This window comes from Marinobacter profundi, from assembly GCF_002744715.1.
In the GTDB taxonomy this organism is placed as follows: domain Bacteria; phylum Pseudomonadota; class Gammaproteobacteria; order Pseudomonadales; family Oleiphilaceae; genus Marinobacter; species Marinobacter profundi.
In genome coordinates, this window is the sequence record NZ_KZ319370.1 from 458,745 (window position 1) to 481,755 (window position 23,011).

At 62.6% G+C, this 23,011-nt stretch carries 21 protein-coding genes; 17 read left to right on the top strand and 4 right to left on the bottom strand.

What is annotated here, in order from left to right; all coding sequences use genetic code 11:
• Positions 1–116: 116 nt before the first annotated feature.
• Both CLH61_RS10045 and CLH61_RS10050 read left to right on the top strand, forming a co-directional pair.
• Complete coding sequence (locus CLH61_RS10045) at positions 117–1,457, top strand: MFS transporter (RefSeq protein WP_099614571.1); 1,341 nt, start codon at positions 117–119, stop codon at positions 1,455–1,457.
• Between the two features lie 116 nt (positions 1,458–1,573).
• Complete coding sequence (locus CLH61_RS10050; RefSeq protein ID WP_265734787.1) at positions 1,574–2,764, top strand: benzoate/H(+) symporter BenE family transporter; 1,191 nt, start codon at positions 1,574–1,576, stop codon at positions 2,762–2,764.
• 27 nt (positions 2,765–2,791) lie between these two features.
• Here the strand turns inward: CLH61_RS10050 and CLH61_RS10055 are convergent, their stop codons facing one another.
• Positions 2,792–3,454, bottom strand: coding sequence for a 3'-5' exonuclease (locus tag CLH61_RS10055; protein WP_099614573.1), 663 nt, complete (start codon positions 3,452–3,454; stop codon positions 2,792–2,794).
• Positions 3,455–3,558: 104 nt separating this feature from the next.
• On the opposite strand from CLH61_RS10055, the gene CLH61_RS10060 reads away from it, so the two are divergent.
• From CLH61_RS10060 to CLH61_RS10090, 7 genes are all read left to right on the top strand, one after another.
• Positions 3,559–4,941: a ribonuclease J gene (locus CLH61_RS10060; protein ID WP_099614574.1), complete on the top strand. Its 1,383-nt coding sequence runs from the start codon at positions 3,559–3,561 to the stop codon at positions 4,939–4,941.
• A gap of 138 nt (positions 4,942–5,079) precedes the next feature.
• Positions 5,080–5,472: a globin gene (locus tag CLH61_RS10065; protein ID WP_099614656.1), complete on the top strand. Its 393-nt coding sequence runs from the start codon at positions 5,080–5,082 to the stop codon at positions 5,470–5,472.
• Between the two features lie 115 nt (positions 5,473–5,587).
• The gene (locus tag CLH61_RS10070) at positions 5,588–6,013 is read left to right on the top strand and encodes a hotdog fold thioesterase (protein ID WP_099614575.1); all 426 of its coding nucleotides are present in this window, start codon (positions 5,588–5,590) and stop codon (positions 6,011–6,013) included.
• A gap of 96 nt (positions 6,014–6,109) precedes the next feature.
• Positions 6,110–6,790, top strand: coding sequence for a hypothetical protein (locus CLH61_RS10075; protein ID WP_099614576.1), 681 nt, complete (start codon positions 6,110–6,112; stop codon positions 6,788–6,790).
• Positions 6,791–6,922: 132 nt separating this feature from the next.
• Positions 6,923–7,507: a YchJ family protein gene (locus tag CLH61_RS10080; protein ID WP_265734786.1), complete on the top strand. Its 585-nt coding sequence runs from the start codon at positions 6,923–6,925 to the stop codon at positions 7,505–7,507.
• A gap of 90 nt (positions 7,508–7,597) precedes the next feature.
• Complete coding sequence (gene rarD, locus CLH61_RS10085) at positions 7,598–8,491, top strand: EamA family transporter RarD (RefSeq protein ID WP_099614577.1); 894 nt, start codon at positions 7,598–7,600, stop codon at positions 8,489–8,491.
• Positions 8,488–8,706, top strand: coding sequence for a DUF3565 domain-containing protein (locus tag CLH61_RS10090; RefSeq protein ID WP_099614578.1), 219 nt, complete (start codon positions 8,488–8,490; stop codon positions 8,704–8,706). The genes rarD and CLH61_RS10090 overlap by 4 nt, the downstream gene beginning before the upstream one ends.
• An 18-nt stretch (positions 8,707–8,724) precedes the next feature.
• Here CLH61_RS10090 and CLH61_RS10095 read toward each other — a convergent pair whose 3' ends face one another.
• On the bottom strand, positions 8,725–9,660 hold the full coding sequence (locus CLH61_RS10095) for a LysR family transcriptional regulator (RefSeq protein WP_099614579.1): 936 nt from the start codon (positions 9,658–9,660) through the stop codon (positions 8,725–8,727).
• A 94-nt stretch (positions 9,661–9,754) separates the two neighbouring features.
• On the opposite strand from CLH61_RS10095, the gene CLH61_RS10100 reads away from it, so the two are divergent.
• Positions 9,755–10,621: a cation diffusion facilitator family transporter gene (locus tag CLH61_RS10100; protein ID WP_099614658.1), complete on the top strand. Its 867-nt coding sequence runs from the start codon at positions 9,755–9,757 to the stop codon at positions 10,619–10,621.
• 21 nt (positions 10,622–10,642) lie between these two features.
• Here the strand turns inward: CLH61_RS10100 and CLH61_RS10105 are convergent, their stop codons facing one another.
• Together CLH61_RS10105 and CLH61_RS10110 are read right to left on the bottom strand one after the other, a co-directional pair.
• A complete protein-coding gene (locus tag CLH61_RS10105; RefSeq protein ID WP_099614580.1) occupies positions 10,643–12,055 on the bottom strand; it encodes a CHAD domain-containing protein in 1,413 nt (470 codons plus the stop codon).
• Positions 12,056–12,078: 23 nt separating this feature from the next.
• Positions 12,079–12,762 (bottom strand): type 1 glutamine amidotransferase domain-containing protein, encoded by a 684-nt coding sequence (locus CLH61_RS10110; RefSeq protein ID WP_099614581.1) that lies wholly within the window; start codon positions 12,760–12,762, stop codon positions 12,079–12,081.
• Between the two features lie 265 nt (positions 12,763–13,027).
• Here CLH61_RS10110 and CLH61_RS10115 point away from each other — a divergent pair, with 265 nt between their 5' ends.
• The 7 genes from CLH61_RS10115 (at position 13,028) to CLH61_RS10145 (ending at position 22,947) form a co-directional block, all read left to right on the top strand.
• Positions 13,028–15,526, top strand: coding sequence for a penicillin acylase family protein (locus CLH61_RS10115; protein WP_099614582.1), 2,499 nt, complete (start codon positions 13,028–13,030; stop codon positions 15,524–15,526).
• 143 nt (positions 15,527–15,669) lie between these two features.
• Positions 15,670–16,716: a TRAP transporter substrate-binding protein gene (locus CLH61_RS10120; RefSeq protein WP_407657571.1), complete on the top strand. Its 1,047-nt coding sequence runs from the start codon at positions 15,670–15,672 to the stop codon at positions 16,714–16,716.
• An 81-nt stretch (positions 16,717–16,797) separates the two neighbouring features.
• Positions 16,798–17,922 carry a spermidine/putrescine ABC transporter ATP-binding protein PotA gene (potA, locus tag CLH61_RS10125; protein ID WP_099614583.1) on the top strand — a complete coding sequence of 375 codons (1,125 nt, stop codon included), beginning with the start codon at positions 16,798–16,800 and terminating at the stop codon, positions 17,920–17,922.
• Positions 17,915–18,778: a spermidine/putrescine ABC transporter permease PotB gene (potB, locus tag CLH61_RS10130; protein WP_099614584.1), complete on the top strand. Its 864-nt coding sequence runs from the start codon at positions 17,915–17,917 to the stop codon at positions 18,776–18,778. The genes potA and potB overlap by 8 nt, the downstream gene beginning before the upstream one ends.
• The gene (potC, locus tag CLH61_RS10135; RefSeq protein ID WP_099614585.1) at positions 18,775–19,545 is read left to right on the top strand and encodes a spermidine/putrescine ABC transporter permease PotC; all 771 of its coding nucleotides are present in this window, start codon (positions 18,775–18,777) and stop codon (positions 19,543–19,545) included. The genes potB and potC overlap by 4 nt, the downstream gene beginning before the upstream one ends.
• On the top strand, positions 19,542–20,585 hold the full coding sequence (locus tag CLH61_RS10140) for an extracellular solute-binding protein (RefSeq protein ID WP_099614586.1): 1,044 nt from the start codon (positions 19,542–19,544) through the stop codon (positions 20,583–20,585). Before potC ends, CLH61_RS10140 begins: the two co-directional genes overlap by 4 nt.
• Positions 20,586–20,688: 103 nt before the next feature.
• Entirely contained in the window at positions 20,689–22,947 is a 2,259-nt protein-coding gene (locus CLH61_RS10145; RefSeq protein ID WP_099614587.1) for a GGDEF domain-containing protein, read from the top strand.
• Positions 22,948–23,011: the final 64 nt, after the last annotated feature.

Consider the following 23,011-nt stretch of genomic DNA (forward strand, 5'->3'; position numbering starts at 1 on the left):
GGGACAGACCAAAGGTCAGTCCCCGAAGTAGAGAAGTAGTAGTCGGGGACAGACCTCTGGTCTGTCCCCTGGTCAACACACCCGAAGACAACAACAACACTCGGAGCAACAGACCCATGAGAAATATCGACGTCAACGACGTTATCGATAACGCAAGCTTTAATGGTTTCCACTGGAAGGTCCTCTTCTGGTGCACCCTGATCATCATTTTCGACGGCTACGACCTGGTGATCTATGGCGTGGTGCTGCCGCTGTTGATGGAGCAGTGGAACCTCAACCCTTACGTGGCCGGCCTGCTCGGCAGTAGTGCCCTGTTTGGCATGATGTTCGGCGCGATGGGCTTCGGCATGCTGTCCGATAAATGGGGCCGCAAAAAAGTCATTCTGATCTGCGTGGTGCTGTTCAGTCTCACCACGGTGATCAACGGATTTGCCACCAACGCCTGGCAGTTCGGCATACTGCGGTTTATTGCCGGCCTCGGAATCGGTGGCGTGATGCCCAACGTGGTGTCGCTGATGAGTGAATATTCCCCCGCGCGCAAGCGCAGCACCCTGGTGGCGCTGATGTTCAGCGGCTACGCGGTGGGCGGCATGATGTCTGCCGGCCTGGGAATCTGGATTGTGCCCAACTTCGGCTGGCAGATCATGTTCTGGCTGGCCGCTGTGCCACTGCTGATCCTGCCGGTGATGATCCGTTTCCTGCCGGAGTCCGTGGCCTTCCTGATGGCGCAAAAGCGTGAAACCGAGGCCCGGGCGATTCTCCAGAAAGTCGCACCGTTCAAACACATCACCAGCCAGGACGTGCTGACCGTGCCGCCGGTGGCGGAAAACAAGGCGCCGGTACTGGAGCTGTTCCGCGGTGGCCGTGCCATGAGCACGATGATGTTCTGGGTGGCCTTCTTTAACTGCCTGTTGATGGTTTACGCGCTGGGTTCCTGGCTGCCGAAGCTGATGTCCGCCGCCGGCTATCCGCTCAGTTCCAGCCTGATGTTCCTGATGGTGCTCAACATCGGCGCCATTATCGGTGCCGTGGGTGGCGGCTGGCTGGCCGACAGGTTCTCCCTGCGTTCGGTCCTGGTGTCCTTCTTTATCCTGGGTTCCGGTTCGTTGATTGCCCTGGGTTACCCGAACCCGATGTGGCTGCTGTACACCCTGATGGGGATTGCCGGCGCCACCACCATCGGTTCGCAGATTCTGCTGTACGCCTATGTCGCCCAGTACTATCCCACCAGTATCCGCTCCACCGGACTGGGCTGGGCCTCCGGCATTGGCCGTAACGGGGCCATCGTCGGCCCGATGCTGGGCGGCACCTTGTTGGCGCTGGCGCTGCCGCACCAGATGAATTTCCTGGTGCTGGCCATTCCCGGCGCCATCGCCACCATTGCCATCGCCCTGGTAGGGCGTCGCTTCCGGCTGAAGCAGGCGCAACCGGAGCTCGGCATGGCAGCAGGCAACTGACTTCAGAACGTTGAAGCGACCCCGAGGGACATCGACTTGTCTGTCATACCCCTCTTTAGCCCCGGCGCGCGAGCGTGCGGGGCTCTTTTTTGGCTAAGCTTGTTGCTTCGCAGATCATTAAGGATGAACTTATGACCCGTTTGTTCGGAGACCTGTCGGTGTCGGCGGTTGCCGCCGGCTTTCTGGCAGTACTGGTCTCCTATGCCGGTCCGCTGGCGATCTTTTTCCAGGCCGGTTCAGCGGCCGACATTCCGCCCCAGATGATGACCTCCTGGGTCTGGGCCATTTCCATGGGGGCGGCCATCTCCGGCATTGTGCTGTCGCTGTGGCTGCGGGCGCCGGTGGTCACCGCCTGGTCGGCACCGGGCACCGCCCTGCTGGTGGCGCTGTTTCCCGGGTTGTCACTGAACGAGGCGGTGGGTGCCTACCTCACGGCCGCGGTGATCATTTTCATCATCGGCGTGTCCGGTACCTTCGATGCCATTGTCAGGGCCATTCCCAAAGGCGTGGCCGCCGGCATGATGGCCGGCATCCTGTTCCAGTTTGGTATCGGTGCCTTCGCGGCTATCGAAACCACCCCGGCACTGGCGATCGGCATGCTGGTGGCGTATGTGGTGTTCCGCCGGCTGTGGCCGAAATACACCCTGGTCCTGCTGCTCATGGTCGGCGTGCTGCTGGCGGTGGTGCTGGAGGGTGCCTCGCTGGCCGGGGTGCGCCTCAGCCTGGCGGTACCGCAGCTTATCGTTCCACAGTGGAATCTGGGCGCAACCCTCAGCCTGGCGATCCCGCTGGTGCTGGTCAGCCTTACCGGACAGTTCCTGCCGGGTATGGCGATCCTGCAGGGGGCGGGTTACCGGGTCAAAGCCAAGCCGGTGATTGCGGTGACCAGCCTGGTGTCCCTGCCGATGGCGCTGTTTGGCGGGATTACCACCGTGGTGGCCGCCATCACTGCCGCCATCTGCACTGGCAAGGATGCCCATGAGGATCCGGACCGGCGTTATGTGGCCGGGGTATTCAACGGGGTGTTCTACCTGGTCGGTGGCCTGTTTGCCGGCACCATCGTGGCCCTGTTCACTTCGTTGCCCGCCGCCTTTGTCGCGGTGCTGGCGGGCCTCGCCCTGTTGGGGGCCATTGCCGGCAACCTGCATGCCGCACTGGATGACGCCAGTCACCGCGAGGCGTCGCTGATCACGTTCATTGTGACGGCCTCCGGACTGTCGTTGTTCGGCTTGTCCTCGGCGTTCTGGGGAGTGGTCATCGGTTATGCCTGTTACCTGATCCTCAACGGCAACATGGCCAAAAAGTAGCTGTCGTCAGCGCGGAAGCGCCGGTCGCTACCAGCGGGCAGCCATCCCCGGCAGCAGGTAACGCAACAGGCCGGGTTTCACCCCCAGGTGACGCAATACCTGGCGGGAGTGCCACTGCAGGTGGAGGCGGAGGTATCGGCTGTCGATATGGCGCAGCAAGCGGGCGGCGTTGCGGGCATCGTCGACGCCGCGATGGGGGCGGCCCTCGAAATCCAGCCGGTGATGGGCCAGCACGTCCGCAAAATCCATCCGGCCTTGCAGGCCGGTGGTTTTGCGCCAGGCCAGCTTGAGGTTGAGGTGAGGGCGGGCCATAAATGCCGGAGCACAGTGGTTGCGGTAGAATTCAGCCTCCAGCTGGTAAAAGTCGTAATCGCCCCAGCTGACCCAAAGATCGATGGCGGGCTTGTCGGCCAGCCAGGCATTCAGCTGCGCCACCGCCTCGCCATAGTGGGGTGCGCGATCGGCATCCTGCTGGCGGATGCCGGTAAGTTCGCGGCAGAACTCGCTGAGCCGGGGGCGCAGCACCGGCCGCGCCAGGAAGCTGGCCGAGTCCAGGACATTGCCGTCGGCAGTAGCCAGGGCGCAACCGATCTCCAGTACCTCCATGTCATTCACCGTTTGCCGGCGCACGGTGCCGGGCAGGTGGCCCTGCCAGCAGGTAGCTTCCAGATCGACGACAAGAATGTGCATGAGTCTCGATCATTTGCCAGCAATGCCGGTTTACCTTAGGGTTTCAGTCATCATAACTACAGGCAGTACAACATGGCACCTGACCACTGTGACACCAGGCCAGCATGACACCTGACCAACATGACCTCTGGTTCCTGCCGCTGGGCGGCACCGGTGAGATCGGTATGAACCTGAATCTGTACGGCCACGACGGCCAGTGGTTGATGGTGGACTGTGGCGTCACCTTCCCGAAACCGGGGCGGATTGCGGCCGACGGCACCGTCCATCACCGGGGCGAGCCGCCGGTGCAGATGGCCGATCCGGAATTTATAGCCGACCGGCGTGACCAGCTGGCGGGGCTGATCATCACCCACGCCCATGAAGACCATATCGGTGCGGTGCCTTACCTGTGGCCACTGCTGCAATGCCCCATCTACACCAGCCGGTTCACCGCCGAAATCCTTCGTCGCAAGCTGGCGGAGTTTGATCTGCTGCACCGGGTGCCGATCCATGTGGTGGAGGTGGACCAGCGTCGCCGCATCGGCCCCTTCGAAGTGCAGTGGCTGGCGCTGACCCACTCCATACCGGACCCCAACGCCCTGATGATCCGTACCCCGGCCGGCAACATCTTTCACAGTGGCGACTGGAAGCTGGATGACCACCCCCTGGTGGGCCATGGCTACTCGCCCGCCACCTTCCGCGCGCTGGCGGACGAGGGGGTGACTGCCATGGTGTGTGATTCCACCAATGCGACCGTCAGTGGCCACTCCACGTCCGAGGCGGTGCTGCACGAGGGCCTGCTGGCGGCGATTGGCTCTGCCCGTGGCCGGGTGGTGGTGGCCTGTTTTGGCAGTAACATTGCCCGCCTGCACACGCTGGCACAGATTGCCCGGGAGACCGGTCGCTACATGGGACTGCTGGGGCGCTCACTGGTCAACATGAGCGGTGCCGCCAAGGCCGCGGGCCTGTGGGACCGGGCCGATGAGCTGATCAACCCGGGCCACCTGGGCTACCTGCCACGGGAGGAAGTGCTGGTGGTGGCCACCGGCAGTCAGGGCGAACCGCGCACCGCGCTGCGCCGGCTGGCGATGGGGACCCATCCCGACCTGGAACTGGAAGCCGGTGACAGGGTGATCTTCAGTGCCCGTGCCATCCCCGGCAACGAAGACGCCATCGAGGCGCTGATCGGCCAGCTCCGCGGGCAGGGCATTGAGGTGGTGACGGCCGAGTCATCCAGCATCCCGATTCACGCCTCCGGTCATCCGGCGGAGGACGAACTGCGGGCGATGTATGGCTGGGTACAGCCGGCACTGGCGATTCCGGTGCATGGTGAAGACGTCCACATGGCGACCCACGCCCGCATCGCCCGCGACTGTGGCGTGCCGAAGACGCTGGTCGGTCGCAACGGCGACCTGTTCATGATCCGGCCGGTGCCGGGCATCCGCCGGCAGGTAACAGAAACCGGTCGTCTGGGCTGGCAGAAAGGGGAGCTGGTGCGGGTGTATTGAGGGGCGTTCCTGATGGCCTGTCAGGTGCCAGGATATTGGACATTTGTCTCATAAGTAGAAGTCGAAGGCACTCTGGTGGCGCTCCGGTGGCTGCTGTAACCTCCGCCGCTTCGCGCAAAGGAGGCCCTGCCAATGAAGATTTCCAAGAGTGATCTGGTGTTCCAGAGTTACGGTCGCTGCTGCAACCGCGACGAGTTTTTCGTGGATTTTTACAGCTACTTCATGGGCAGCTCGGATGCTATTCGCCAGCGCTTTGTGAATACCGACATGCCGGCCCAGCGCCACCTCCTGCGTGCAGGCATCCTGCAGCTGGTTCTCCATGCCCGTGGCATGTCTGACCGCAAGCTGAAGGCCCTGGGCGAGAGCCACGACCGCACCGGCTACAACATTCCGCCGGAGTGGTACAACTTATGGCTGGACGCCCTGATGACCACCGTGCGCAAGCACGACCCCGAGTACACTCCCGACCTCGACCGCGCCTGGCGCGATGCCCTCGGCCCGGGTATCGAGATCATTCGCGGGGCCTACTGAGCCCCGCCCGCCGGCATCCGCAGGATGGTGGTTCGCATGCTACCGGTATAGACTCTGCTGATTGATTCATCATTCCCCCGTTTTGCCGGGATACCCATCAGGAGAGAACAACCGCATGGCAATCTGGACCCGCACCCCGAAACTTGAAGACATGGCCGAGCGCAGCAAGAACACGGCCGTGGCCCATATGGGCATCGAATACCTGGAAATCGGAGACGACTACGTCAAGGGACGCATGCCGGTGGATCACCGCACGGTACAGCCGTTCGGTATTCTTCACGGCGGGTCTTCGGTGGTGCTGGCGGAAACCCTGGGCAGCATGGCGGCCAACTGCTGCCTCAAACATGACAACCAGGTGGCAGTGGGCCTCGACATCAACGCCAACCACATCCGTTCGGTCGCCAGTGGCTGGGTCTATGGTACCGCCCGAGCTGTCCACATCGGCAGCACGACCCAAGTCTGGGAAATCCGCATTGAAAATGAAGAGGGCAAGGTCACCTGCATCTCCCGTCTCACCATGGCGGTAATCACCCGGGGCTGAGCCCGTAACCGAGAGGCCTCTTCCCCGGCTGCCTCGGCAAAAGCTGTCGCTACCGCTATGCTTGAGGAGCAACAGGCATAGCGGACGTTCCCAGGTATGGCTTCCAAACCCGACGGCATCCCGCTCTGGTGGCTGGCGCTGGCCGCCGGGCTGATTCCCCTGCTTACCATCCACCTCACCTTCGGGGTCTCGGTGCTGGAGGGGCATATCGATGCCTGCATTCCTTATTGGGACAGCTGTACCAGTATCAGTCGTACCGGCCGCCATGGCACCTCGTATTTTATCTTCAAGGGCACCATGCTGCCGGCGGCAACGCTGGGCATCCTGTGGTGGTGGCTGAACGCCCGCTGGCTGCGCCAGCTGGGTTGCACGACCCGGGGCATCCGCTGGCTGCCAGCCCTCGGCCTGATTGCCAGCCTGGCGCTGGCGGCCTACACCCTGGCTCTGGGCCACGGCGGTGAGGGCTTCAACCTGGTGCGGCGGATCGGGGTTGTGCTGTATTTCTCGCTCACCTTCATCAACCAGTTGCTGCTGAGTTCAGCCCTGGCGCACCAGCCCCGCTGGCAACAGGCCGGGCAACGCCTGCTATGGCTGTGCCAGCTGACCCTGGGTATCGGCATCCTCACGGTAATACTCAACGGCGTTGCACCGGAGTTTTACAGCCGGCGGGACGACGCCTTTGAGTGGGTGCTGGCACTGTTGCTGAACCTGCACGCCCTCTGGGTAGCATTGCTGTGGCGCCAAAGCCGGTTCCGGGCGCGCCTGTGGACTGGCTGACTGGGGTTGGCTGGACAGGGTTGGCTGTACAGAGTTGGCTGTACGGGCTGGCTGGACAGGGTGTGCACGGCGAAGACTTTGCAGTCCTGATAAACTGCGTCCACCGAACTCGCATGGAACGAAAGGCGACCAATGACCTCTCACCCCGATACTGTTTCCTCCGATCCTGTTCACCCCCAAACGATGCGTTGCCCCTGCGGCAGCCAGGCCAGCTATGCCGACTGCTGCCAGCGCTGGCACCAGGGCCAGCCGGCTCCTGGCCCCGAAGCCCTGATGCGGTCCCGCTACACGGCCTTTGTGCTCAAGCAGGCGGACTATCTGCTCGCCACCTGGCACCCCGACACCCGCCCAACGCCGGCAGGCCACGCTACCCCGACCGGGGACAGGCCTGAGGTCTGTCCCCAAGACCCGCCCCCCACAGGGGACAGACCTCGGGTCTGTCCCCAGGAACTCCTGGACCTCGATCACGCTCCCGCCTGGACCTCGTTGCAGGTGTTCGACAGCGCTACCACCGGAGACCGCGGCAGCGTGCATTTCCGCGCCATTTACCGAGCCGGCAGTGGTTGGGGTTATCTCGAAGAACACTCCGACTTCCTGCGCGAAGCCGGCCGCTGGTACTACCTCAGTGGCCGGACCACCGAGGGCACCCTGAAACCCGGCCGTAATGACCCATGCTCCTGTGGCAGCGGCAAGAAGTACAAAGCCTGCTGCCTCTGAGCCGGGTGGCCCAAGCCGGACCGACGTTGGTCGAGGAGGCTCCGTCCCCGGCAGTGTGCTAGATTGGTGTGACCTGATGATGAGGAAGCTATGAAAAACGCCACTCCCGAAGCCACCAAAGGTGTTCTCTACGGCCTGGCTGCCTACACCATGTGGGGCAGCTTTCCGCTCTACTTCGCGCTGTTCGGGGGAGTGCCCGCCTACGAGGTGCTGCTTCACCGGGTGATCTGGTCCTGCGTGTTCCTTGCCATCGTCATCAGCGTGCTGAAACGCTGGCAACCGGTCACAACCGCGCTGGCCCACCCCGAAAAACTCGGTTACGTGCTCGGCTGTGCGTTGTTCATAGCCCTCAACTGGGGTGTCTACATCTACGCTGTGGAAACCCGCCATGTCCTGCAGGCCAGCCTCGGTTACTTCCTCACCCCGCTGGTAAACGTGGCCATGGGCATGCTGATCCTGCGGGAAACCATCAGCCGCCTGCAGGGCGTGGCCATCGGCCTGGCCACCGTAGCCATCCTCTACCAGCTGTTCCTGCTCGGCGTGGTGCCCTGGATCACCCTGGTGCTGGCCTTCAGCTTCGGCACCTACGGTCTGTTCCGCAAGAAAGTCGAACTGGACGGCCTGTCCGGGCTGTTTGTCGAAACCCTGCTGCTGTTACCGGTGGCCCTGCTGGCCCTGGCGCTGCTGAGCAGTTACGACCTGTCCCACTTCACCGGCGACACCAGCATGACCCTGCTGCTGATCTCCAGCGGCATCGTCACCGCCATCCCCCTGCTGGCCTTCGCCGGCGCCGCCCGCAGGCTGCGCCTGGCCACCGTCGGCTTCCTGATGTACATCAACCCCACCATCCAGTTCCTGATTGCGCTGCTGGTGTTCAACGAACCGCTGAGCACCGAGAAGCTGATGAGCTTCGTGATGATCTGGGTGGCGCTGGGGATTTATTCCTGGTCGGCCTGGATGGGCAGAGAGCGGCGTGCACCATGAAACAGCCCATCGTCGCCTTCCACCAGGATGAAGAGCAGCATTGGGTTGCCCGGTTGGCCTGTGGGCATAACCAGCATGTGCGTCATGATCCGCCCTGGGTTAACCGGCCCTGGGTGATAACGCCGGAAGGGCGGGCGGCCATGCTGGGATTTGAGTTGAACTGCAAGAAGTGCGATGAGGAAGGCGCCGCCGGGGACGGTGGTGTGGGACCATGAACCCCTGAGCCGCCCGGATCATGGCGGCGGCGTTACTTCAGCTGCCGCTGCGGCCGGCCCCTCCGGTTCGCCGTCAAGATAGTCTTCAAGATAGCCCTCCAGCTCATCCGCCAGCCAGCCCACCACGGCGCCCCCTTGCGCCTGCTCCGATTCCAGGGCGCTGAACACCTTCCACCATTTCGCGCTGCGGTGATGCACCACGGTCAGTTGGCGCTGGCGCAGGGCGTCGGTGATCAGCGGTAGCGGCAGGTCGGCCCAGCCGGCGCCGTCGATGACCGCGTCGCGGATCAGTTCGTACTGGGTGAAGGCCAGGTAGTTGGCGGTTTCCGGGGATTCGGCTACCAGCAGGTCGTCCTGCAGGTAGGCGAGGGTGACTTCGGTGTGGCGCACCAGGTCGTCCTGGGTTACCCGCTTGAGTTGACTGAGCGGGTGGTCAGGTGCGGCGACCGTAAGCATGCGGACGTCGGCCAGTTCACGGAACCACTGGTAGCCTTCGTTCATCAGTTGCGGCATCAGGCCATAGGCGACATCGACCGACTGGCTGTTGACCAGTGAAGGCAGCTCCCGCGGCGGTGCCAGGTAAACCGACAGGCTGGTCTGCGGGAAGCGGGTTTTCAGGCGCTTGAGGAGGTCGCGCCAGACCGGTTCGGGAATGGAGTCGTCCCGGGCAATGCGCAGGACCGACTCGGCGCCGCTGAGGTGATGCTGGCAGCGGGCCATGATCTGGCCGGCCACCTGGTCGAAGCGGCGGCAGTCGGTCACGATGGCACTGCCGATGGCGGTCAGGTGAAGCTGGTTGCCACTGCGTTCGAACAGCTCCACGCCGAGCTCGTCTTCGAGGGCGGCGAGCACGGTGCTGACGGTGGTACGGCTGCGGTTCAGTTCCCGGGCGGCAGCCGCAATGGTGCCGTTGCGGACCACGGCGAGGAACACTTTGATCTGGGAGGTTTTCAAGCGGATTCTCCAGGCGCCGGATTTTCCGGCGCTCACCGACTCACGCTGTCGCGTGCATGCCGCTACTATGGCCGGTAATTCACGGGAGATCAAAATGTTGAAGTTTATAGCGCGGGAAAATATGGCGCTCACCCTGTCTGCCTTTGCCGCTGGCCTGTTTGCGCTTGCCGGTATCAGCTGGGGCTTGTGGATCGATTCTCTGGTAATTCTGTTTGACGGCGCCTATTCCCTGGTCAGCCTGGCGCTGTCACTGTTGTCCCTGTATGCCGCCCGGTTGGTGCGTCGGCCTGCGTCGGATGATTACCCGTTTGGCCATGGTGCGGTGGAGCCGCTGGTGATTGCCGTCAAGGGGCTGGTGATTACGCTGGTGTGTGTGCTGTCAATGATTTCTGCCCTGGTGTCGCTGTTTGAGGGCGGCCGCCCGGTGGATGCGGATATGGCGCTGGTGTTTGCCGCGGTGAGCGTGGCCGGGTGTTTTGCGGTCTGGTTATACCTGGTGTGGGCCAACGGCCGGACCGGCTCCGGCCTGTTGCTGGCAGAGCATCGCCAGTGGCTGATGGACACCGCGCTGAGTGCGGCCGTGCTGGTCGGGTTCGGAGCAGCCTGGTGGCTGGAGCAGAGCCGCTGGTCGGCGCTGGCGGTGTATGCCGACCCGCTGATGATGGTGCTGATCTCCGGTTATTTTGTCACGGTGCCGCTGAAGATGCTGACCGGTGCGGTCAGGGAACTGATGCGGGCGGCGCCGCCCGCCGGGCTGACGGAAGAGGTTCACGAGGCGCTGACGTCAGTGGGGCTGGAACCGGAGCAGGTCAGAATGGCGAAGGTGGGGCCGGACCTGATGCTGGAGATCAGCCTGCCGGCCAACTGGCCCGGCAAGGCGGGGCGGCTCAAGCGTGAGGTGACCGGTCTGCTGGCCGGGTTACCGGTGCGCCCGGCGGTGTTTATCCGCGGCTTGGCGTAACCGCCCCACGGGCTTCCTGGCTCAGCCGCCAAAGGGGGCGGGCAGTGCCCGTAGGCCCAGCAGCCCGGCACGCACCTCCTGTTTCTGGTCTTCCAGCCGTGCAATGAGTGCAACGATAGCGGCCCGATGGTCCGGGGTGATGGGCCGGGCCGCATCGGCGGCCAGGAAGCGGGTCAGCAGGTCGATCTGGACGCACAGGTCCTGGAAGTTGCCATAGGCTTTCTGGCGCTTCTTCAATTCCTTCAGCAATACCGCCGAGGCGGTGGCATCCAGCTCGGTCAGGTAGCGAATGCGTTTGAGGGCCTTGCGCAACCGGTGCAGGTCGTCGTCCGGTGAGTCCGCTGTCAGAGCGGCCAGTTCGCTGTTGTAGCGGTTGATGCGGGGCACCAGGGTGTCGCGGATGGCGCTGGCATCGATGGTTTTCAGCCGCTGGCGGAAGTCCTCGGAGACCAGCCAGGTCAGCCAGTGTTGCATGTCTTGCTGGTAGTCCTTGCCGTGGATTGTCCGGCACAGGTTCTGGTGTTCGCGGTGTTGCCAGTCGCCAAACCATGTCGCCGCACCGGCTTCCGCCAGGGCCCGGCGGGTCTCCGGCTGCAGTTCCCGATCCTGCCGGATCCATTGCTGCAGAGACAGCAGGAACACATCCAGGTCCCGCAGCGTGCTGGTGGCCCTCGCCCAGTGCTTGAGCGTAGCAAGCGGCCGTTTCAGGTCCCGGTCACAGGTGATTTCTTCAAGGGACTCCACGATGGCGCGGCTGCTGCGCAGGTTGATGCGGTACTGGTGGAGAAATTCCGGATCGAATCCGGCGGCGACGCCGGGCTCCAGGGCGCGGATCAGCTGGTAGCGGCTGGCCAGGGCTTTCGGCAGGCGCTTGTGGAGTGGCGCCTGATGGTCGTCGCACACAACGGGTGCCTTGCGCTGGAACTGGCCGTAATCCGCCACCGCCGGGGTGAGTTGCGCCTTGACCTTGCCGCAGTGTTTTTTCAGTTTGCTCCAGGAGTCCGTCGCCAGGGTCAGGTGAATCATCGTGCAGGTGGGGAGGGCGTCCGGGGCGTCGGGGGCCAGGTAACGGGCCAGGTCGAGCAGCGCCGGGTTATGACCCACCAGGGTAATCTGCGGGTAATCGCCGCCGTGCTTCTTTAACCAGGTGAGCAGGTCCTTGTGGCTGAAGCTGTAGAGGGCGTGCTGGTAGCGGACATGGCGGACCAGGTCGCGGCCGGGGAGGTGGTCCGCCAGCCCTTCGAAGGTTTCCCGTGCGCGGGCCGCGGTGCTGACAAACACCGGGCCGTCAAACGCCCCCAGGTGTGCCAGCGGGCCGGCCATTACGCTGAGTTGCTGCAGCCCCCGGTCATTCAGCGGGCGGTCCCGGTCATCCAGGTAGGGATCGTCCCAGCTGGATTTGGCATGGCGGATCAGCAACAGCTGTTTCTTCATGGCCGGCTCGCTCGGGTCGGGGATCAGGCTTTTTTCAGCGCCTCCAGGACCGCTTCGGCGGTACCTTCAGACGACGCCGGGTTCTGTCCTGTTACCAGTTTGCCATCGACCACGACGTGGGAGGCCCAGTCGTCGGCCCGACTGTACTGGCCACCGTTCTGCTTGAGCATGTCCTCCACCAGGAACGGCACCACGTCGGTCAGTTGCACTGCGTCTTCCTCGCTGTTACTGAAGCCGGTTACCGGGCGATCTTTCACGAAGGCTTCTCCGGCGCCGTTCTTGACATGGCGGAACACGGCCGGCGCATGGCATACGGCACCGATCACCTTGTCAGCCCTGGCGGCATTCTCGATCAGTGCGATGGACGTCGCGTCTTCCGCCAGGTCCCACAGCGGGCCGTGGCCGCCCGGGTAGAAGACGGCGTCGAAATCGGCCACGTTGATGTCGCCGAGTTTGCGGGTATTGGCCAGTGCCGCCCGGGCCTCGTCGTCCTGGCTGAACCGGCGTGTGCTGTCAGTCAGGGCATCTTCCGCTTCACTGTTGGGATCTACCGGCGGTTGGCCGCCGGCCGGGGACGCCAGGGTGATGTCGGCGCCGGCGTCGCGGAAGACATAGTAGGGCGAAGTGAATTCCTCGAGCCAGAAACCGGTCTTGTGGCCGGTGTCGCCCATTTCTCCGTGAGAAGTCAGAACCATCAGGATCTTCATAAACGTCTCCTCTTGCTGTGCCATGCCCTGTACGGGATGGCTTGAGTATAGCTGCCGGGCATTACACTAACATGTCGGTCGCCCGGCAGGGCAAACCAGATTCTGGCCATCCAGCGCTCCGCAATTGCCGATCCGGGATACGGCAATGGGCACTGGCTGGATTACCCCGGTGCCCCGGCCGCTCGCGTGACGTTTCGCAAAACGGAACCGGGAGCGCCCGCCCGGCGTTGTTATCAGACCGATAACAACAATCACGGGTGAAACAATGAAGAACAGGATTCTTGTCTCTGCGGCGTGCGCAGCCACGCTGCTGCTGGGCGGATGCCTATCTGACAGTGGCTCCGGCGACGTGGCGCTGAGCGACCTGCCGAAACCGGCTGTTGGTGGTGACCAGCAGCTGTACCGGGCAACCCTGCGGCGGACGTCTTTTGGGATTCCCCACATTACAGCGGATGATTATGCCAGTATGGGCTATGCCTACGGGTACGCCCAGGCAGAGGACAATCTCTGTCTGCTGGCGGAGGACACCCTGACCATTCGTGGCCTGCGCTCACGGTATCTGGGGCCCGACGGCACCTACACCATTCCCGCCAATGGCGCCACCACGACTAACCTCAATGCCGATTTCTTCTGGCGTTTCGTGGCCACTGAGGAGGCCATTGCGCCGTTCAGGTCAGCAAGCGATCCGGAAGTGATTGATGCCTCGGCCGGCTATGTTGCCGGCTATAACCGCTACCTGGCAGAAATTCGGGACGGCAAGCACCCAGACCGCCACCAGGCTTGTCGCGATGCCGACTGGTTGCTGGCGCTGGAGGAAGCCGACATGTACCGGCGTTATTTCCGGCTGGCGGTGCTGGCCAGTTCGTCGGTGTTCGTGGACGGCATTGCCACCGCGGCCCCGCCGGCCGGGCTTGATGAGGTGTTGCCCGCCGCGGAAACCCTGCTGCAACAGCTGGCGGATGCCGGTGTGGGTGGCAGCGGGGACCTGGCCTTTCCCCTCGGTGGCGAGCTGCCGATTGGCAGCAACATGTACGGCCTGTCCGCCGGGGCCAGCCGCAGCGGTGAATCGATGCTGTTCGGCAACCCCCATTTTCCCTGGGAGAAAACCGAACGGCTCTACCTGGCGCACCTGAAGGTGGGGGAGGATGCGGAGATCATGGGGGCTGCGCTGTATGGTTTGCCCGCCGTGCTGATCGGCTTCAACGAGCACTTCGCCTGGAGCCACACAGTATCCACTGCCTACCGGTTCACCTTTTACGAACTCACCCTTAATCCGGCCGACCCGACCCAATACCTGTATGAGGGGGAGTTCGTGGATATGACCGCCGAGGACATCACCGTCGAGACCCTGCAGGCGGATGGGTCGGTAGGCTCGGAAACCCGCACGCTGTACCGTTCGCAGTACGGTCCGATGCTGCAGTTCGAGGTGTCCGGCATTCCGGTACTGAACTGGTCATCGCTCAAGGCCTACACCCTGCGGGACGCCAATGCAGAGAACGCCCGGCTGCTTAACCAGTTCTTCCGCTGGAACCGTGCCGACAGTTTTGAGGAGTTTGTCAGCCTGCACGGCAGCGTGCTCGGGGTGCCCTGGGTAAATACGGTGGCCACCGGCCCCGGCAAGCCGGCCTATTACGGCGATATCACCGTAGTGCCCAATGTGCCGGACGGCAAGGTGACCGAATGCCTGACGGCGCTGTCACCGGTGTTTGGCGAGCTGGCACCCGGGTTGCCGTTGTTGGATGGTGCCCGCGCGGTGTGTCAGTGGGATAGCGATGCCGATGCACCGGCACCCGGGGTGTTCGGGCCCGGCAACCTGCCTTCCCTGACCCGGGATGACTGGGTCCATAACTGCAATGACAGTTACTGGGCGACGAATCCGGCCCAGCCGCTCACCGGTTTTGCCGCGATCATCGGCGATGAGGAAACCCCGCGCACCCTGCGCACCCGCAAATGCATGCAGCAGGTGATCCAGCGGCTTGACGGCAGTGATGGCCGCCCCGGCAGCACCGGTTTTGATCTGGCCAACCTGCAGGATACGGTGCTGGACAGCTCGCTGATGTCCGAGCAGCTGGCCCGCAACGCCGTGCTTGATGCCTATTGTCCCCTGGGCACGCTGCCCGGCAGTTCCGGCCTGCCGGTGGATATCAGCGAGGCCTGCACTGTGCTGCGCGCCTGGGACGGTCGCAACAACCTCGCCTCGGTGGGTGGTCATATCTGGCGCGAGTTCTGGCGCAACATCGACCCGTTGCCCGTTGAGTCCCCGGACAAGTGGCTGATGCCTTTTGATCCCGCGGACCCGGTCAATACCCCGGCCATGCTGAACGTGCTGAGCCCGCTGGTGATGACGGCATTCGCCGATGGCGTGCAGCGCCTGCAGGATGCCGGTATCCCGCTGGATGCAGCGATGGGCGACATCCAGGTGTCCGGCATTCACGACAAAGTCATTCCGGTCTTCGGCGGCGAGGGCTTCGAGGGCAGTTTCACCATCGCCAGCAGTCGCGGCGATGGCCTTTCCGACGGCACCTACGACGTTACCTACGGCAACAGCTATATCCAGACGGTGACCTGGGGCGACGATGGCCAGCCCCGGGCGGAAGGCTTTGTGACCTATTCCCAGTCCACCGATCCGGCGTCGCCCTGGTTCAGTGACATGACGGAGGAATACTCCGCCAAGCGGTGGATCCGCTTCCCCTGGGCGGAGGCCGACATTGCGGCCGATCCTGCGCTGATCAGCCAGCCGCTGGTGGAACTGGTCAGAAAATAACGTCGGGGCGGACGGGCTGCCAGCGGAAGGTGGCCCGGACCGATTGGCTCGGGGCGTAAGTGCCGCTATGATGGGGGTCCAATAAGAAACCAACATAACAATGGATGGCAACGTCGCTTATGAAAATGCCTAAGTATTTCCTGATGGTTGTGGCGCTGGTGTGCTCGTTTGCGAGTGCGACTGTGTCCGCGCAAGAAACCCATACCCTCCGCCTGGCGGAAACCTGGGGTCCCAACTCGCCAATCCTTGGTGAAACCACCAAGCATTTTGCCGACATGGTCGAGAAGATGTCCGCTGGCCGGCTCAAGGTCCGCATCGACTCCTCCAACAAGCACAAGGCACCTTTCGGTATCTTTGACCTGGTCCGCAACGGTCAGTACGACCTGGGCCATACTGCGTCCTACTACTACAAGGGCACCATCCCCAACGCCATGTACTTCACCACCGTACCTTTCGGCATGCTGGCGCCGGAACAGTACGCCTGGTTCTACTATGGCGGTGGTATGGAGCTGATGCAGAAGGTGTACGAGCCATACGGCCTGCTGTCCTTCCCGGGTGGTAATACCGGCAACCAGATGGGTGGCTGGTTCAACAAGGAAATCAATTCCCTGGAGGACCTCAAAGGTCTGAAGATGCGTACCCCGGGCTTTGCCGGCGAGGTCATGTCCGAGCTGGGTGTGGCGGTGACCAACCTGCCGCCGGGTGAGCTGTATACCGCCCTTGAGCGTGGCACCATTGACGCCCTCGAGTGGGTTGCGCCGGCTCTGGACTTCCCGATGGGCTTCCACCAGATCGCCAAGTACTACTACTCTGGCTGGCAGGAGCCGGGCGCCGAGGTGCAGTTCCTGGTCAACCAGAAGACCTGGGAAAAGCTGCCGGCGGACCTCCAGGAAATCCTGCGTGTCGCCATGCGCACTGCGGCCTACGATATGTACGCCAAGAGCACCAACGACAGCTCCGATGCCTGGGACCGCATGAAAGAAGACTATCCGAACGTGACCCACAAGGTGTTCCCGCCGGAAGTCATCGATGCCCTGCGTGAAACCACGCACCGCCTGCTGCAGCAGGAAGCCGAGAAAGATCCGCTGGCGAAGGAAATCATCACCTCCATTCAGGATTACCTGGCGAAGGTGCGCAAGTGGACCAACATTTCTGACAAGGCATACCTGAACAGCGTCTCTGGCGACTGATATCAGAACGGATACGGGCCTGCTCTTTCTCCGCAGGCCCGTTTCTGAAAAAATAGGCCGCTCATTAACTGGGCCCGGCCGATGAACCAGACACTGCTTTCCCTCCGTAACGTCAGCAAGTCCTTTGACGGTAAATCCGTCCTTGACGCCCTGGATCTTGATATCCGCGATGGTGAATTCATCACCCTGCTGGGTCCCTCCGGTTGCGGCAAGACCACACTGCTGCGGCTGATGGCCGGCTTCGAGCATCCCGACGACGGCTCTCTCACCCTCGCCGGAACCGACATTACCCATACCCTGCCGGAGCACCGGCCGCTGAATACGGTGTTTCAGCATTACGCGCTGTTTCCCCACATGACGGTGTTCGACAACGTCGCCTACGGCCTGAAGATGGAAAAGCGGCCAAAAGACGAGATCCGTCAGCGGGTAGACGAGGCGCTGGCGATGGTGCAGTTGGGGGACTTTGCCCGCCGCAAGCCTCACCAGTTGTCCGGTGGCCAGCAGCAGCGGGTGGCCATTGCCCGTGCCGTCGTCAAGCGACCGAAGCTGTTGTTGCTGGATGAGCCGCTGTCCGCGCTGGATTACAAACTGCGCCGGACCATGCAGGTGGAATTGAAGCGCCTGCAGCGGGAGCTGGGTATCACCTTTGTGTTTGTTACCCACGACCAGGAAGAAGCACTGTCGATGTCAGACCGGGTGGTGGTGCTCAAGGACGGCCTGATCCAGCAGCTGGGCACGCCCCGGGAGATCTATGAGCGCCCTGCCAATCTGTTCACCGCCCGCTTTGTTGGCGAGACCAACCTGTTCCCCGGCAAACTGGAGCGCCTGGGTGACGGCACCATCACGGTGGATGTGCTGGGAGTTCATCGCACACTGCGCCGCCCGTCGTTTCCGGTCTGCGAAGGGCAGGCGGTCCATGTACTGCTGCGGCCTGAGGATATCCGGGTGCTGGCGCCGGACGCCGACCACGGCCTGGCGGGCAAAGTGGTGGAGCGGAACTACAAGGGCAGCACCCTGGATTCGGTCATTCACCTGGCGGACGGCACCGAAGTGCTTGCCAGCGAGTTTTTCGATGAGGATGACCCGATGTTCGACTACCGCTTGGGCGAGCCGGTGAAGGTGAGCTGGGTGGATGGCTGGGAGTGGCTGCTGCCGGTGGAGCCGGACGAATTGCCGGCGGGCGCGGAGTTGGCCGTTAATGCTTAAGGTCCGTCAGCAGCCATTCAAAACGGCCGTGCTGGCGCTGGTGTGGGGCTGGTTGCTGGTGCTGGTACTGGCACCGAACCTGCTGGTGGTGGGCACCAGTGTGCTGACCCGGGACGCGGGCAGTTTTATCGCGCTGCCGGTCAATCTGGACAGCTACCGCCGGCTGCTCGACCCGCTCTACCTGGACGTGTTCCTGCACTCGCTGTACATGGCGTCGGTCACCACCCTGTGCTGCCTGCTGATCGGCTATCCCTTTGCCTGGGCACTGTCGCGGCTGACCAAGCCACGGCAGACCCTGCTGATCTTCCTGTTGATCGTGCCGTTCTGGACCAACTCGCTGGTGCGTACCTACGCCCTCAAGTTGCTGCTGGCCACCAACGGTCTGATCAACAATGCCCTGATCGGGCTGGGCCTGATCGACGAACCCCTGCAAATGCTCTATACCGAGGGTGCGGTGATCGTTGGCCTGGTGTATCTGTTGCTGCCCTTCATGATTCTGCCGCTGTACTCGGTATTCGAGGATCTGCGCCGCGAGTTGCTGATGGCCTCCCACGACCTGGGGGCGGGCAAGTTACCGACGTTCATCCATGTGGTGGTGCCGCTGACCCTGCCCGGTGTGATTGCCGGGGTGATGCTGGTGCTGCTGCCGGCCATGGGGCTGTTCTTTGTAGCGGATATTCTGGGCGGTTCCCGTAACCTGCTGGTGGGTAATGTGATCAAGAACCAGTTTCTCGATGCCAGGGACTGGCCGTTCGGTGCGGCCGCCAGCATCCTGCTTACGGTGGCCATGGCGGTCTTGCTGCTGGCCCATAAACTCAGCGAGCGGCGCCTCGGTAACGGGGAGAGCAAGCCATGAACCGCTGGTTGCCCCGGGCTTACCTCAGCATAGTGTACGCCCTGTTGTACCTGCCGATCCTGGTGCTGGTGGTGTTCTCGTTCAACAGTTCCCGTACCGGTTACCGCTGGGGTGGCCTGAGCCTGCAGTGGTACGAGTCCCTGTTCAACAACCACGCCATGGTGCAGGCGATGTGGAACTCGTTGTGGCTGGCGCTGGCGGCGGCCACGGTGTCGACGCTGATCGGTGCGCTGACAGCGTTGGCACTGCACCGTTACCGCTTTCGCGGCAAGCGGGTACTGAATGGCATGCTGTTTGTGGTGATGATGTCCCCGGAAATCGTGCTGGCGATCTCACTGCTGGCGCTGTTCCTGCTGATAGGATTGCAGCTGGGCTTTGTGTCGCTGCTGCTGGCCCATGTCACCTTCTGTTTGCCGTTTGTGGTAATCACCGTGATGGCCCGGCTCAGCGGCTTCGACGAACGCCTGCCGGAAGCGGCGCGGGATCTCGGTGCCAGCGACTTCACCATGACCCGCACCGTGCTGATCCCGGTGATCATGCCCGCCCTGCTGGCCGGCTGGCTGCTGGGCTTCACCCTGTCGCTGGACGACGTGGTGGTGAGCACCTTCGTCAGCGGGCCAAGTTATGAAATTTTGCCATTACGCATCTACTCTATGGTGCGTGTGGGCCTGAAACCGGAAGTGAATGCACTGGGGACCTTGTTGCTGGTGTTTTCGCTGGTGATGCTGATGCTTTCCCAATGGATACTGACAAGGAGTAAACGATGAAGAAACTGGCGCTGGCTGGCCTGGTGGCCGTTACCCTGACCGGCTGCAGTGGTTCCGATGAACCGCAGGTGCTCAACCTGTACAACTGGTCGGAGTACATGCCGCAGGAAGTGCTGGACCGTTTCCAGGAGGAAACCGGTATCCAGGTGGTGTACACCACCTACGACAGTAACGAGGCCATGTATGCCCGCCTCAAGTTGCTCGATGACAGCGCCCAGTACGACCTGGCGGTGCCGTCTACCTACTACGTCAGCAAAATGCGCCAGGAAGGCCTGCTGGCCGAAATTGACCGCAGCAAGATCGAAGGTTTCGACAAACTGGCACCGGACCTGGTGAATCAGGCGTTTGATCCGGACAACGCCTACAGCGTGCCCTACCTGTGGGGGACCACCGGCCTGGCCTACGATTCCGCCGATCTGGACGGCGCCGAGGTGACCGCCTGGGCCGACCTGTGGAAAGACGAGTATCAGGGCACGGTGATGCTCACCAACGATATGCGGGAAGTGTTCCACGTTGGCCTGAGGGTGCTGGGCTATTCCGGCAACAGCACCAATCCGGTGGAGATTGAGGCGGCCTACAACAAGCTGACCGAACTGATGCCGTCGGTACGTACCTTCAACTCCGATGCGCCGCGCATGCCCTACCTGGAAGGCGAAACCGACATCGGCATGATCTGGAACGGTGAAGCGGTGATGGGCAAGGAAGATATGCCGTCCCTGGAGTATGTCTATCCGGAAGAAGGCGTGATCGCCTGGCTCGACAGCTTCGTGATTCCGAAGAACGCCAAGAACGTCGATGCGGCCCACCGGTTCATCAGCTTTGTGCTGCGCCCGGAAATCTCCGCACTGATCAGCGCGGACATCGGTTACGCCACGCCGAACCTGGCAGCCCGCGAGCTGCTGGATGAGTCCGTGGCCAGTGACCGTGCCAGCTATCCTACCGAAGCGGACATGGTGAATGCCGAGTTCCAGACCGACGTGGGCGACGAAGCCATGCAGGTGTACACCAAGTACTGGGAAATGCTGAAATCTGGCCGCTGACCGGACATTGTCAAAGTTTGTCCCCGGTCAAGCTGGTGATGTCGGTAGTTGCTAATATCAATTATAATTTGCCGTCATCACCAGCCCAGCAGGTCCCTTGCCCATGGGATTACCGCGCAGCTCATTGTTTCTTGTCGGGATCCTGTTCCTGCTTGTTGTTGCCGGTCCCGCCATTGCGGTAATGCAGCCCGTTAATGAGGGCTGGGAATACCGCTGGGGCGACTCGCCGTTCAACGATAAGGGCGTGCCGCTCTGGACCCTGGCTGATGAGCCGGAGCAGTGGCAGGCCATCGGCTTTCCTTCCAATCCGCCGGATCGGGCCGGACGCAGCCACGTCTGGTTCCGGGTGACACTGCCGGATGATGAATGGCAGGCGCCGGTGCTTTACATCTACAGTGTCGACATCATCACCCAGGTCTGGTTTGACGGCCGGATGATCTATCAGTACGGCACCTTTGACGAACAGGGGCGGGGCCGTTTCGAGGGCTGGCCCTGGCATGAGATTCCGCTTCCGGCGGACTACCACGACCAACCGCTGTATTTCCGGGTCTATTCCAATTACATCGATATCGGCCTGTGGGGTGAAGTGGCGGTGATGAACCACGCCGGGCTGGTACTGCATATTCTCGGCAACTCCCTGAAGTCCTTGATTGTTGCCGGCTTCTCGGTACTCATCGCCTTGCTGGCGCTGTTGTTTGCAGTCTTGCAAAGTGACCGGAAAAGCTTTGCCAGCCTTGCCCTGTTTGCCCTGAGTTCCGCGCTGATGCTGCTGGCAGAGAGCCAGGCCAGCCAGCTGCTGTGGCATGCGCCGCTGTTCTGGGATTACCTGGCGGCCGGTTCCTACTACATGTTGCCGGTGGCCATGGCGCTGATGCTTGGTCAGTGGCTGGCCGACCACCGGCCCTGGCTGATCAACCTGGTCTGGAAAGTCCATCTGCTGTACCTCGCCGGCGCCCTTGCGCTGGCCCTGGCGGGGGCGATTGATCTGTCATCGACCTTCCCGCCGTTCGATGCACTGCTTCTGGTGTCGCTGGTGACCATGGCGCTGGTGGCCGTGCGCCGCTTCCGCCAGCTGACGGGCGAGCAGCGGGCACTGATGCTGGCCTTTGGCGTGTTCAGTGCCTTGCTGGTTATCGACATGGCGGTGGCACACGGGGTGCTGGCCTGGCAACGGGTACCGGTCAGCTTTGGCAGTCTGTTTTTCTCCCTCACCGTGGTCCTGGTGTCGCTCTGGCACTATGCTGCCACCCAGCATGAGCTGAAGCGGCTCAATGCTTCCCTGGAACAGAAAGTCTCCGAGCGGACCACCGAACTCGAAGCCATGGCCCGCCGTGAGCAGGCCCGGGCCCGCCTGCTGGCCTTTGAGAATGCGAAAGGGCGGGTGCTGCAGGATGTGATTGCCGAGCTGCAGGGCTGTCGCAGTGTCAACCAGGGCTTTGCCGTGCTGGCCCGCGCCATGCCCGGGCTGTGCAGTCCGCTGCAGGGCGCGTTGTATCAGCACAAGGACGGCGGCTATGAACGTATCAGCTGCTGGGGCTATACGGATTCGGCAGAACCCGGGCTGTTGCTGGACACCCGTCAGGGTTTGCCGGAGCCGACCCGCCCACCCGCCGGTACCCCCGATGATCACGGCAGCCTCCGCTTCCCCCTCGAGTCGCTGACCGGTCGTTCCTGGTGTCTGTGGCTCAACCTGCAGCATGCCCGTCATGGTATCGAAACTGCCGGCTTGCTGTTTGTCACGGTGGACCCGGAGCTGGTCAGCGAAGAGTCCGATTACGGCACCACCCGGTTGTTCAGCGCCCTCGACCAGGCTATCCAGAAAATTGGCATTACCCTGTCGGGGATCAGCCTGCAGGAAGAGCTGCAGCGTTACTCCTATGAGGATGCCCTCACCGGTTTGCGTAACCGGCGGTTCTTCGACGAACTCCTGGCCCATGAGGGCAAGGTCGCCCAGCGTAACCAGTCACCGCTGTCGGTACTGATTGCCGATATCGACTGGTTCAAGCATTTCAACGACAGCTACGGCCACGAAGCAGGCGATGCGGCATTACGCCTGGTTGCCCGCACCCTGGCCGGCCAGTTCCGTGAAAGTGATGTGGTGTGCCGCTTCGGCGGTGAAGAATTTGTGGTGATCATGCCCGGTGCGACCGCTGCCGATGCCCGGGAGCGGGCCAGCGCCCTGCTGCGGGCGGTCAGTGATGTCCCCATTATTCACCAGGGTCGTTCACTCGGGTACCTCACGGTATCCGCCGGCATCGCCACCTGGCCGGATTGCGGCAAATCCCCCATGCACCTGCTGGGGATGGCTGACGAAGCCCTGTACCGGGCCAAGCAAAGGGGGCGGAATCGGGTGGAGGTGTGAAGCGGCGTTACGAGGTGGCAGGACGCGGCGGCACCCTCGACTCTTGGAGTGCCGCCGTCGTCGT